This is a genomic window from Roseovarius sp. D0-M9 (genome assembly GCF_037083805.1).
Lineage (GTDB): Bacteria > Pseudomonadota > Alphaproteobacteria > Rhodobacterales > Rhodobacteraceae > Roseovarius.
The window spans coordinates 65,298-77,983 of the sequence record NZ_JBAPKZ010000004.1 but is presented as its reverse complement, the minus strand read 5'-3'; the positions used below and the strand labels follow the sequence as shown (position 1 = coordinate 77,983).

Here is a 12,686-nt window from a genome sequence, read left to right as displayed (position 1 = left end):
GGCAATTCGTCCGATCGTGACGCGATTCCCAAGCTGCGCCAAGTTTATTCGTAGCTAAGCTCAGTCGCCTTGCCCCGGAAGATGTAGTAGGACAGCACCGTGTAACCGATGATCGCGGGCAGCACGAAGAGCGTGCCGATCAGGATGATAAGAAGGCTTTCGGGCGCAGATGCCGCCTCGAAAATCGTGATCTGCTCGGGCACCACATAGGGATAGAACGAATAGGCCATCCCGCCAAAGGCCAGCACAAAGAGGGCCGTGGCCGCGACGAAGGGCGACCATGACCAAGCGTCATTCCTGCGCGGGATCCGGCGCAGCTTCCACCACAAGAACCCGATCAAGGCCGCCGACAGGATCGGCATGGGCGACAGGTAAAAGATTTCGGGCACGCCGAACCATTTGTCGAAAATGCGCGCACTGACGAACGGCGTGGCAAGGGAGATGGCCCCGATTCCCAGCACCAGCCCCCATATGCCGCCGCGGGCCCAGCGGATCGCATGGCCCTGCAATGCGCCGCCGGTCTTCAGGATCAGCCATGTCGCGCCGAGGAAGCTGTATCCCACCGTCAGGAACACCGTCGTGAGTGCCGCGAACGCAACATTTAGCGGTGTCCAGCCCAGCCCCATCACATACATGCCCAGCATGAAGCCCTGACTCATCGCTGCCATCAATGATCCGCCAAAGAACGCTGCATTCCACAGCCATTTCTGGCTGGGCGGCGCCTTGGCGCGCAGCTCGAACGAGACACCGCGCAGGATGAGCCCGATCAGCATCACGAAGACCGGCAGATAGAGCGCGGTCAGGATCACACCGTGCGCGGGCGGAAACGCAACCAGCAAGATACCGATGGCCAGCACAAGCCATGTCTCGTTCGCGTCCCAGAACGGGCCTATAGAGGCGACGAGCATGTCCTTTTCGGTATCATTGGCCAAGGGCATCAAGAGGCCCACTCCCAGGTCGAAGCCGTCGAGGACGACATAGATCAGGATCGACAGGCCCATCAGCGCGGCGAAGGTCCATGGCAGCCAGACGGCGGGGTCTGCGAACATTTCCATCGTCACTCTCCCGGTTGCAAGGCAGGGGTGCCGCGCGCACCGGCATTGGCAGGATCGCGCGTCGGCAGCGGCTCGCCCTTGGCCGCCTTGTGCGCCAGATAGGTGATGGCCGCGATATAGGCCAGGATCAGCGCCGCATAGATCACGAGGTAGCCGACCAGAGTGGTCCACACCATGCCCGCAGGCACATCGCTGACCGCATCCTTGGTCGACAGCACCCCTTGCACCAGCCATGGCTGGCGTCCGATCTCGGTTGTGTACCAGCCCGCGAGGGTCGCGATCCATCCGCTGAAACTCATCGCGCAGAAGGCGTAGAGGGGCAGGCGCGGCATGCCGCCCGCGCCATAGCGGCGCAAGAGCACGAGGCCGCCCCAGGACAGCAGCAGCATCGCCACGCCCGTGCCGATCATCACGCGAAAGCTGTAGAAGACGGGCGCAACGTGCGGATGGAGCACCTCGCCATCCTCGGCCACAAAGTCATTGAGGCCGGGCACGACGCCATCCGCCGAATGCTTGAGGATCAGGGAGGCGCCATTTGGCACGCCGATCTCGAAGCGATTGCTGCGCGTCTCCTCGTCCGGGAGGGCGAAGAGCAGCAAAGGCACGTTTGGCCCCGTCTCCCAGTTGCCCTCCATCGCCGCGACTTTGGCAGGCTGATGTTCCAGTGTGTTCAGGCCATGCATGTCGCCCGCCACGATCTGAAGCGGGATCAGGCCCGCGCCGGCAATGATGCCGACGCGCAGCGCCGATTTCGCCGACTCGGCCCGGTCGCCCCACAGCATGCGCAGCGCCGAGATGCCGGCGATCAGAAAGGCTACCGTCAGGCCGGACGCCAGCATCATGTGGACAAAGCGGTAGGGCATCGACGGGTTGAAGATGATCTCAAGCCAGTTGGTGGCATGCACGACACCCTCGCGCAGCTCATACCCCTGCGGCGTGTGCATCCACGAATTCAGCACGATGATCCAGAAGGTCGACATGGTGGTGCCGAACGCAACGAGGAAGGTCGCCGTGGTATGCACCCAAGGCTTTACCCGCGATGCGCCAAACAGCATGATCCCGAGGAACACCGCCTCAAGGAAAAAGGCCGTCATGATCTCATAGGCCAGCAGCGGGCCCGCGACGTTGCCAACCGTTTCCATGAAGCCGGGCCAGTTGGTGCCGAACTGAAATGACATGGTGATGCCGGACACGACACCCATGGCGAACGACAGGGCAAAGACCTTGACCCAGAACATGTAGGCATCCATCCACTTGCGTTCTCCGGTTGCTGAAAAGCGCAGCTTGAAAAACAGCAGAACCCAGCCGAGGGCGATGGTGATCGTGGGAAAGAGAATATGAAATGAAATGTTGGCGCCGAACTGGATGCGCGAAAGAAGAAGGGTGTCCACCGATACCTCCGTTTGCCGTCTCAACCTCTGAGCTCTTGCCGATCATATAAGGCCAGATCGCGCGCTAGCACCGTCGTGCGACAATCTGCGCGAGGCGCCAAGTTCATGCGCGTGCCAGATTTTCCCTGAATCGCGCGGCGTGAAATTCCTGGCGCATGCCAAAGCCCATTTGCGGGAAGCGCCGTCATGTTATACCCCATCATGACGGATTTTGCGAAAGACTGCTCATGCCCCTCAGTGACTGCCGGATCATCGAACTGCCCAAGATCGCGGATGCGCGCGGCAATCTGACATTCGTCGAGGGGGGAAATCACATCCCCTTCGATATCAAGCGGGTCTACTACCTCTACGATGTGCCCGGCGGCGCTGACCGGGGCGAACATGCGCACAAGGCGCTGCATCAGTTTGTCATCTGCATGTCCGGCAGTTTCGATCTGGTTCTGGATGATGGCTTCGCTTCGCATCGTTTCCACCTCAACCGATCTTATTTCGGGGTCTATGTCTGCCCGATGATGTGGCGCTATCTGGATAATTTCTCGTCCGGGTCGGTTTGCATGGTGATGGCCTCCGAGGCTTATGACGAGGCCGATTACATCCGTGACAAATCCGAATACCTGCGTGCGGTCGGCGCATCGTGAAGGTGCCATTCCTTGATCTTGGCGCCGCCAGCGCGCCAATTCAGCCGGGCATCGAGGCCGCGCTGCTGCACGCCGCGCGCTCTGGCTATTTCATCGGCGGGCCGGAGCTTGAGCAGTTCGAGACCGCATTTGCCGCCTATCTAGGCGCCCCCCACTGCCTTGGCGTCGCCAACGGGCTGGATGCGCTCTATCTTGGCTTGCGTGCGATGGGGGTCGGGCCGGGGGATGAGGTGATCGTGCCGGGCAACACCTATATCGCCACATGGCTCGCCGTGTCGCAATGCGGCGCTGTCCCGGTGCCGGTCGAGCCGCGCGAGGACACCTATAATCTGGATGCAGATGCGGTCGCGGCGGCGATCACGGCGCGCACCCGCGCGATCCTGCCGGTGCATCTTTATGGTCAGCCTGCCGATATGGACGCACTGAATGCCGTTGCCGCGCAGCATGGCTTGCAGGTCTTGCAGGATGCCGCGCAGGCGCATGGCGCCAGCTACAAGGGCCAGAAGGTAGGCGCCTCCGGCACCTGCACCTGGAGTTTTTACCCCTCCAAGAACCTTGGCGCGCTGGGCGATGGCGGCGCGCTGACGACAGGCGACGCGGCCATCGCAGAGGCGGTCAACCTGCTGCGCAATTACGGCTCGGCCGTGAAGTATGAAAATGAGGTCAAGGGGGTGAACAGCCGCCTCGACCCGCTTCAGGCCGCCGTGCTGGGCGTCAAGCTGGAGGCGCTGGACAAAGCGACCAAGCGGCGGCGCGAGATTGCGGCGCAGTATAGCGCGGCCTTTGCCAAGGCGGGGCTGGACCATCCGGTCGTCCCCGAGTGGGCCGATCCGGTCTGGCATCTTTATGTCGTGCGCCATGATCAGCGGGACGCGTTTCAGCACAGGCTGGCGGATTCGGGGATCGGCACGGTGATCCATTATCCGATCCCGCCGCATCTGCAAAAGGCTTATTCGGATGCGGGCCACGCCCCCGGAAGCCTGCCCCTCAGTGAGCGGCTGGCGCGCGAGGTGCTGAGCCTGCCGATGTGCCCCGCGCAGACCGATGCGCAGACCGAATATGTCATCGACCGAGTAATCGCGCTCAGTTAAGCGGCGATATCGCTAGGTTTGCGGCGCGACGATGCGCGACAGCAGATCCAGAAACATCGCGAAAAGCTCGGCTTGCGAGGATATTCCCAGCTTGGCATAGGCATTGCGGCGGTGAACCTTGACCGTGTCGGCGCTGATATCCAGGTTGAGCGCGATGGCCTCGGTCGAATGGCCCTTGAGCACCAGCGCCACGACCTGCCGCTGGCGCTGCGACAGCACCGTCTCGCCCAGGGCGGCCAGCGCGGCGGCGATGGGATCGGGGGTCGCGTCCCCCCCGGCTTGCGAGCCAAATCCCAGATCGACGCCGGCCCAGTGCCGCCGCGTCAGCGCCGCGATCAGCGGTGCGAGGCCGCGCAGCACGGCAAGGTCAGCAGGCGCAAATACCGGGCTGCCGTGCCGCCGCGTCACGCTATAGACCAGCACCGCGCTATCCGGCAGGGCCAGAAAAACGCCTGCCTCGTCGGTGATGCGCGTGCGGCGGTAATGCTGCTCGTAATATTCCGAGGCGAAAAATTCATCGGGTGCGATGTCGCCCAGACAAGCCAGCCCGTCCACGCGCCCCTGCTGCACCTCGCTATAGAAGGGATCCAGCAGAAACGGGCCGAGCAGATACTGGTCGATCACGATGCGCGCTTCGGCGGCGTCGGAGATGTCGGTATAGGGCCCGCGCGGACGCTCGCCCGACTTGTAGGCAAAGAGCATCGCATTGTCGAAAGGCACGATGGCGCGCACCGCCTGTGTCAGCGCATCCATGAAGGCGAGCGTGCCGATCGCGTCCACCGCGCGCGCAAAATCTGCGCCAAGATGGGCGGTGAATTCGGGATCGGCGTGCAGGGCAGTCATGTCCATACGACGTTCGGGCCGGAGAACTGGCCTCTAATCCTTTGGGGTTATTGGGCGCGCAATGCGGGTTAGCCTAACCTTCGGACACAAAATTAACCAGATGCCGCCTTGCGGCGCTGGATGCAAGGCAGCAGCGGGGCGCAAGTGACGACGAAGGACAGCAATCAACAAGCCGGCACGGTCGCAGGCGGGCAGGGCGCGCCAAGCGATCCCGAAAACGTGCATCTGGGCATCTTTGACGCCAATGGTGTCTTTCGTCACAAGAAGGTCAGCGGCGCCAAGGCGGCCAAGCTGGCCAAGACCGGCGGGCCCTTCTGCGACATCCTCTATAGCTGGGACACCGGCGAAGTGCCGCAAGAGACGAGCGCCTTTGTCGACCGGCCCACGATGATTGATCCGGGCGCGTGGCGCGCCTATCCCTTTGCCGAAAATGACGCGCTGGCGATTTCGGACTTTGCCGAGCCCTTCGGGGCCAAGAGCGCGCGCAATCAGGCGCAGGGGATGGTCGCCCGTGCGGCAGAGGCAGGGTTTACCGTGCATTCGGCTTTTGAATTCGAATTCACGGTCTTTGACGAAACGCCCCGCACCCTGCGCCAGAAGAGCTATCGCAACCTCGATCATTTCGCCGAAGGCAACCGCACCTATTCGCTCCAGACCGAAGCGTTGCACCACGATCTGCTGGCCGAGTTCGAGGCGGTGATGACCCGCCTTGGCATAACCCTAGATGCCATGCATACCGAGCTGGGGCCGGGTTTCTTCGAGGCGCCGCTCCTGCATGCCGAGGGGCTGAAGGCCGCCGATGACGCGGCCCTGTTCAAGAATTTCGCCAAGGCGTTTTTCCTGCGCAACGGCCTGACGGCCGCCTTCATGGCCAAGCTGTCGCCGGATCTGCCCGGACAGTCGGGCCATTTGCACATGTCGCTGCGCAAGGACGGCGCGGCCGCCTTTGCCGATGCCGATGCCGAGGACGGCCTCAGCCAGACCGCGCGCCATTTTGTCGGCGGTATCGTCACGCTGATGCCCGAAATGCTGGCGCTGTGCAGCCACACGATCAATGCGTACAAACGCATGATCCCCGGCGCCTGGGCGCCCACCTGGTCCAGTTGGGGCGTGCAGAACCGCACGGCGGCGCTGCGCGTCATCAATGACGATACTGCCGCGACGCGCATCGAATTTCGCGTGCCTGCAGCCGATACGAACCCCTTTGCCGCATATGCCATGTGCCTTGGCGCCGGAATGTATGGTATCGAGCACGGGATCGAGCCGCCCGCCGCCCAGACCGGCGACTGCTATGCCGTAGAGGCGCCGGAAAGCCTGCGCTTTCCCCGCACCCTTTCGGAGGCGGCGGACCGGCTGGAGGCTTCGGATGCGGCGCGCAGCATTTTCGGCGATGATTTCGTCGAAACTTACGTCAAACTGCGCCGATACGAGGTGGAGGCGCATAACGCCCAAGTCGGCGCATGGGAGTTGGCGCGATACCTCGAAGTGGTGTAACGCCGCCCGCAAAGTCCAATGATAACCAAAAGGGAGACCAGAAAATGACTTTCAAGAAAACCATGACCGACCGGCGCAGCGTGCTGCGCGGCGGCGCGGCCGCCATCGGCGCCGCGGCACTCGGCGGCATCGGCAGCCGTGCTCACGCAGCCACCGACATGCGCCTGATGTGCTGGGAAGGCTATGACAAGCCCAGCATCATCGACGCTTTCGAGGCGGCACATGACGCCAATGTCTCGGTCGATCTCATCACCGACAGCGCCGGCGGATTTGCCAAGCTGGCGGCAGGCGGCTACCGCGACTTCGACGTCGTTTCCTCGGACAGCCCGTGGATTGCGCGCATGGGGCCTGCGGGCATCTGCGAGTATCTGGACGACGAAGAATTCGCTGACGTCTATGCCGATTTCTACCCGCAGTTCCGCGCGCCCTTCGCGCCGCTGCAATACGAGGGCAAGGCGACGGGCCTGCCCACGCGCTGGGGCTGGGTCGGTCCGACCGTGAACACCAAGTTCGACAAGGTCGAGACATGGGCCAGCTATGACCCCTGCTTTGATCCGGCCTACCGCGACAAGATCTGCGTGCTCGACTGGGGCGACTGGCCGATCATGCCGATGGCGCTGCACGCCGGGATCGACCCCTACAAGGAACTCGACGACGCCGAGCTGAAAGAGATCCGCACGGTCCTGCGCGCGCTTTTCAAGAACACGCGCGCTCTGGTCGGTGATCTTTCGGTGGCGCAAAAGGGCCTGATGGACGGCTCGTTCCGCGCGCTGATCGGCGGGGGCAGCTATTGCACCTCGGCGCTGCGCAAGGACGGGCAGGATCACATCCTGTCGATTGTGCCCGAGCCCAAGGACGGCCTGAACCAGGGCATCATCTGGATGGAGGGCACCGGCATTCTCAAGGGCACCGACAACCCCGAGCTGGCCAAGGAACTGGTCAAGCACATGGTTTCGCCCGACGTCGCGGTCGAGCTGGCCTGGACCGAAGCCACCTGCAACCTGGTGCCCAGCCAGGCCGCCGAGGCCAAGTTCACCGACGAGCAGAAGGCCGCGCTGCAAATGGACTACATGTGGGAGGCTTGGGACAAGAGCCACTTCCATTCGGTCGCGCCGAACATCGACGACATGCTGGCCATCTTCCAGGAAGAGCTGGCCGCAGCCAACTGATGCGTTTCCGCCCATCCGGCATTGGCCGGGTGGGCACCCAATAAACCAAGAGAGCCGGAGCGAACCCGCCAGTGAACACTTCCGCAAGTGACCCCGTGACCGATGCGCCGACAAAGGCCGCGCCCATCATCGAAGCACAAGGCATCGACAAGCTCTACGAGAGCTTTCAGGCGCTTTACGACATCGACCTGCAGGTGATGGATGGCGAATTCGTGGCCCTTGTCGGCCCCTCGGGCTGCGGCAAGACATCCTTGCTGAAGATCCTCGCCGGGTTCGAGCAGCCGAGCCGAGGCTCGCTGGAGATCCAGGGCAAATCCGTCGTCGGCCTGCCGCCCTCGCAGCGCCCGACGCGCATGGTGTTTCAAAAGCTCGCGCTCTTTCCGCACAAGACCGTGCGCGACAACATCGCCTTTCCGCTGAAACTGGCGCAGGTCTCGCGGGCCGAACAGGACGCCCGCGTCGCCGAGATGATGGACCTGATGCACCTGCCCTCGGCCTACGCCACCCGCTATCCCGCCCAGCTTTCGGGCGGCGAGCAGCAGCGCGTGGCGCTGGCCCGCTCGATGGTGTCGCGCCCCAGTGTGCTACTGCTGGACGAGCCGCTGAGCGCGCTGGACGTCAAGCTCAAGAAGGTGCTGCAAACCGAGATCAAGCACCTGCATCGCACCATCGGCACCAGCTTTGTCCACGTCACGCATGATCTGGAAGAGGCGATGATGCTGGCTGACCGCATCTGCGTCATGCGTCACGGGCGCATTTTGCAGAATGGCTCGCCCACGGATATCTATTACCGCCCCGCCGATGCCTTCATCGCGGGCTTCATCGGCGAGACGAACCTCATTCCGGTGCAGATGGACGGCGCCGCCTTTGACAACCCCGCGCTGCGCTGTGCCGACCCCACGCTGGACGAGGCGCAATTCAGCCCCGGCCATGCAGGCACCAGCGGCCTGCTCATGATCCGGCCCGAGTTGATCGTGATGCGGACCGAGGCGCCGGATGCCGCCGAAGTGGATTGCGTCATGGAGGGCAGCGTCGAGGAGTTCTTTATCAAGGGCTCGTCCATTCAATACCGCATCGCAGTGGAGGGCCTGCGCGAGCCGATGATCGTCGATGTGCAGGGCACCGCCACCCCGCCCGCGACCGTGGCGCAAAAGGTCTGGCTCAGCTTTCAGCGCCGCGATCTCTACCTCTTGGGCGAGGGGTAGGACGATGCGTATCACGGCCAAGACATGGCGCGATCCCACCCTTTGGCTGGCCACGCTGCCGCTGGCGGCGATCATGGCGGTCTTCTTCCTGATCCCGCTGGCGATGACCGCCCTGCTCAGCTTTCAGGGCACCGAGTATTATCGCCTTGTCTGGACGTGGAGCACCGACACCTGGATCGATGTCTTTTCCCATTGGCACTATTGGTCGATCCTGATCCGGACGTTGACGATGGCGCTGATCTGCGTGGCGCTGTGCATCTTCATCAGCCTGCCGGTGGCCTACGCGATGGTGCATCGCATGCCCGCCCTGTCCAACCACGTCACCATCCTGATCGTCTTTGCCTTTCTCACCGATGCGGTGCTGAAGACGTTTGGCTGGGTGCTGTTTCTGGACCGCACGGGCGTTTTGAACGGCGCGCTGGATGTGCTGGGTTTCGGGGCCAATTCCACCGATATCCTCTTTTCATCCTCGGCCACGATGCTGGGCATGGTCTATAACCTGCTGCCCTACACGATTTTCTGCATCTACCTGTCGATGGCGCGGATTGACCGCGATCTGATGCTGGCTGCCTATGATGCCGGCGCATCGCGCTTTCGCACCTTTTGGGAAGTGACACTGCCCCTCGCGCGGCCCGGCATCTTTGCGGGCGGCATCCTCGTTTTCGTGCTCGCGCTGGGCGTTTTCCTCGAGCCCAAGGTAATGGGGGGCGGCACCTCGCCCATGGCGGCCGAGCTGATCCGCCAGACGTTCGAGACGCGGGTCAACTGGCCTCTGGGCGCGGCTTTGACATTGGTCGTCATCACCATCGGCACGGCGACGCTGGCGATCGCGGGGGCCGTGGCGGTGCGCGCAATGCGCGCGGCGCCTGAGCCACAGGAGGACACGCAATGATGAGCTATCGCAACGAAGGGATCCTTGCCGGGATCATCCTCTATGGGTCCGTTATCGCCGTTCTGGTGTTTTTCTACGTCCCGATCTTCACGCTCATCCTCTTTTCCTTTTCCGAAAGCCGGTTCCTCAGCTTTCCCATCGAAGGCTTTTCGATCCGTTGGTATTTTGAGCTGTTCGCCTCGCGGGAATTCTGGCCTGCGCTGGGCAACTCGGCCCTGCTGGCCAGCGTGTCGACCGCGGTCGCCACGGTGCTCGCCATTGGCGGTGCAATCGCGTGGATGCGCTGGCGCTTCCGCTTTCAACGCAGCTTTCAGGTGATCAGCTTTGCGCCCCTGCTGTTCCCGCAGCTTCTCTTGGGGGTGGCCATGCTCTTGTGGTTTTCGGTGCTGGGCGGATGGCTTGATTTTTCGCCGGCGCTCTGGACCGCGATCATCGGGCATGTGGTCTATATCACGCCTTTCGCGCTCATCATCATCGCGGTGCAGGTCCACGGCTTTGACGACACGCTGGAGGACGCGGCGCGCGATGCAGGGGCGAACAACTGGCAGGTGTTTCGCGAGGTGACCCTGCCCTTGATCTGGCCGGGCGTCATGTCGGCCGCGATCTTTGCCTTTCTGCTGTCCTGGGGCAATTTTTACGTCACCTACAGCCTTGCGGGCACCGCGCGGACCCTGCCGACCTTCGTCTTTTCGGGCATCGCCGTCGGCTCGTCCCCGATCTATCCGGCGCTGGCGACGGTCACATTCGTGCCTGCGCTGCTCCTGCTTGGCCTAGCTGATTGGTTCCGCCGCCGGGCAGCGGCGCGGCAGGCGGGCAGCTTCAAGAGCAGCTAAAGCAAGCAGGGCAGCCGGGGCGCGATCACGATTTTATCAGGTCGCGCCCATGCCTCGGCCTCACCTGCGCAAATCATTGAATTCACGCCGTGAAAATCACCAGCCGTTTGCGCGTGATCGGCGGGTCCATGCCTTCGCGGCTGCCAGTGGGCGGGAACCTGCTGGCAGGCAAGCGCTTGATGTCCTAGAATTTCCCAAATTGACGCTGCAACGACTGCGCCGACGGGAATGAGGGTTACAACGTGGGTTTCAAAACGGGTGCATTCCATCTGCCGAAAATCGTGCTGCCGAGAATCGTGGCCCTTGCCGCCTTCGCCCTTGCCGGATCTGCCGTTCAGGCCCTCGAAACACTGCGTTACGAAATTCCGGCGGATAACGAGAATCTGCGCGACGCGCTCGTCAATGCGTCGCTGATCCAGGCCGCTCAGGCCGATGGGCGCACCGACCCCCAGGACATCATCGCCGCCGCGAATGCCGACTACGCCCAGCTGCTTGGCGTGCTCTACAGGTTTGGCCATTACAGCGGCGTCATCCGCATCACGGTCGATGGCCGCGAGGCCGGAAGCCTGTCGCCCTTCGCTCAGCCGTCCGGCGTCGGCGAAGTGGTCGTCAGGGTTCTGCCCGGCCCGCTTTTTGCGTTTTCCGAGGCGCGCGTCGCGCCCCTTGCCCCCGGCACCGAGCTGCCAGAAGAGTTCAGGCCGGGCGGCACGGCGCGCGCACGGCGCGTGGGTGCCGCCGCTGATGCGGGCATCAAGGGCTGGCGCGATGTTGGTCATGCCAAGGCCGAGATTTCGGGTGAGAACATCGTCGCGGATCACCAGACCAACACCCTCTCGGCGCAGGTCGCGCTGACGCCCGGTCCGGTCGTGACATTCGGCGATCTTGTCCAGACATCCGAAAGCGACGTGCGCTCCGAGCGTTTGCGCCAGATCGCGGGCCTGCCCACGGGCAAGAGGTTTTCCCCCGAAGAGCTGGACCGATCCGCCAAGCGGCTGCGCCGCACCGGCGCCTTCAAGTCCGTGGCACTGACCGAGGCCGAAACCCTGCGCAGCGGCGATGTCATGGATATCGAGATGAACGTCGCTGACGAAAAACCACGCCGTTTCGGCGCCGGGATCGAGCTGTCGAGCAACGAGGGCCTGACCCTTTCGAGCTTCTGGCTGCACCGCAATCTCATGGGCGGGGCCGAGCGCTTGCGCTTTGACGTCAAGGTGGGCGGTCTGGGCAGCCAGACGGGGGGTATTGAGGGCGGTGTCGATTATGAGGTCGGTGGCCGGTTCGAGCGCCCCGCGACCTTCGGTGCCGATACCACCCTTTTCATTCTGGGCCGCGTCGCCCGCGAGGACGAGCCGAACTACCTGTCGGATACTGCCGAGCTGGGCTTTGGCTTCAGCAGGATCGTCACCGAGGAATTGACGGTCGAGGCGGGTCTTGGCCTGCGCTACTCGGACGAGACGGATGTTTTTGGCAGGCGGGAGTTCTTTCACCTGCTGGTCCCTTTCAAGGCGACATATGACAGCCGTGAAAACCCCCTCGATCCTGCCGGTGGCTATTACCTGCAAGCCGAGGCGACGCCCTTCTTCTCGCTCGACGATACCGATAGCGGCGGGCGCATCTTTCTGGATGGGCGCGCCTATCGCCAGATCGACGAAGGGGGCTTCCTCACGCTGGCGACCCGGTTGCAATTCGGCAGCATTCTAGGGGCCAGCCTCGCCGATACGCCGCAGGATTTTCTCTTTTACTCGGGCGGCGGCAACACGGTGCGCGGGCATCCTTACCAGTCGCTTGGCGTGACGCAGGGCGCCGGATTGACAGGCGGGCGCAGCTTTGTCGGGGCCTCTGCCGAGGCGCGCTTTGACATCGCCGGGAATTTCGATCCCGTCGCCTTTTTCGACGTGGGCTATGTCGGCCCCGAAAGCATCTATGACGACAGTGGCCGCTGGCATAGCGGCGCGGGCATCGGCATCCGCTATGCAACTGGCATCGGCCCCATCCGCTTTGACGTGGCGGCGCCCGTGACGGGCAGCACCGGCGACGGTGTGCAGATCTACATCGGCATCGGACAGGCATTTTGA

11 protein-coding genes are annotated in these 12,686 nt (G+C 63.2%); 8 read left to right on the top strand and 3 right to left on the bottom strand.

Going from position 1 to position 12,686, the window contains the following annotated elements; translation table 11 throughout:
* Nucleotides 1-44: 44 nt before the first annotated feature.
* Complete coding sequence (locus tag V8352_RS04465; RefSeq protein WP_336423063.1) at nt 45-1,055, bottom strand: cytochrome d ubiquinol oxidase subunit II; 1,011 nt, start codon at nt 1,053-1,055, stop codon at nt 45-47.
* Between the two features lie 2 nt (nt 1,056-1,057).
* Nucleotides 1,058-2,446 carry a cytochrome ubiquinol oxidase subunit I gene (locus V8352_RS04460; RefSeq protein WP_336423062.1) on the bottom strand — a complete coding sequence of 463 codons (1,389 nt, stop codon included), beginning with the start codon at nt 2,444-2,446 and terminating at the stop codon, nt 1,058-1,060.
* Between the two features lie 227 nt (nt 2,447-2,673).
* On the opposite strand from V8352_RS04460, the gene V8352_RS04455 reads away from it, so the two are divergent.
* Both V8352_RS04455 and V8352_RS04450 read left to right on the top strand, forming a co-directional pair.
* Nucleotides 2,674-3,084: a sugar 3,4-ketoisomerase gene (locus V8352_RS04455; RefSeq protein ID WP_336423061.1), complete on the top strand. Its 411-nt coding sequence runs from the start codon at nt 2,674-2,676 to the stop codon at nt 3,082-3,084.
* Between the two features lie 2 nt (nt 3,085-3,086).
* Nucleotides 3,087-4,175 (top strand): DegT/DnrJ/EryC1/StrS family aminotransferase, encoded by a 1,089-nt coding sequence (locus tag V8352_RS04450; protein ID WP_336423060.1) that lies wholly within the window; start codon nt 3,087-3,089, stop codon nt 4,173-4,175.
* Between the two features lie 12 nt (nt 4,176-4,187).
* Here the strand turns inward: V8352_RS04450 and V8352_RS04445 are convergent, their stop codons facing one another.
* Nucleotides 4,188-5,024, bottom strand: coding sequence for a helix-turn-helix transcriptional regulator (locus tag V8352_RS04445; protein WP_336423059.1), 837 nt, complete (start codon nt 5,022-5,024; stop codon nt 4,188-4,190).
* Nucleotides 5,025-5,138: 114 nt separating this feature from the next.
* On the opposite strand from V8352_RS04445, the gene V8352_RS04440 reads away from it, so the two are divergent.
* From V8352_RS04440 to V8352_RS04415, 6 genes are all read left to right on the top strand, one after another.
* Nucleotides 5,139-6,512 (top strand): glutamine synthetase family protein, encoded by a 1,374-nt coding sequence (locus tag V8352_RS04440; protein ID WP_336423058.1) that lies wholly within the window; start codon nt 5,139-5,141, stop codon nt 6,510-6,512.
* Nucleotides 6,513-6,556: 44 nt separating this feature from the next.
* Nucleotides 6,557-7,681 carry an ABC transporter substrate-binding protein gene (locus tag V8352_RS04435; RefSeq protein ID WP_336423057.1) on the top strand — a complete coding sequence of 375 codons (1,125 nt, stop codon included), beginning with the start codon at nt 6,557-6,559 and terminating at the stop codon, nt 7,679-7,681.
* A gap of 71 nt (nt 7,682-7,752) precedes the next feature.
* Nucleotides 7,753-8,886, top strand: coding sequence for an ABC transporter ATP-binding protein (locus V8352_RS04430; protein ID WP_336423056.1), 1,134 nt, complete (start codon nt 7,753-7,755; stop codon nt 8,884-8,886).
* 4 nt (nt 8,887-8,890) lie between these two features.
* Nucleotides 8,891-9,778, top strand: a complete 888-nt coding sequence (locus V8352_RS04425) for an ABC transporter permease (RefSeq protein ID WP_336423055.1) — start codon at nt 8,891-8,893, stop codon at nt 9,776-9,778.
* Nucleotides 9,775-10,611 carry an ABC transporter permease gene (locus tag V8352_RS04420; protein WP_336423054.1) on the top strand — a complete coding sequence of 279 codons (837 nt, stop codon included), beginning with the start codon at nt 9,775-9,777 and terminating at the stop codon, nt 10,609-10,611. The genes V8352_RS04425 and V8352_RS04420 overlap by 4 nt, the downstream gene beginning before the upstream one ends.
* A 242-nt stretch (nt 10,612-10,853) precedes the next feature.
* Entirely contained in the window at nt 10,854-12,686 is a 1,833-nt protein-coding gene (locus tag V8352_RS04415; protein WP_336423053.1) for an autotransporter assembly complex protein TamA, read from the top strand.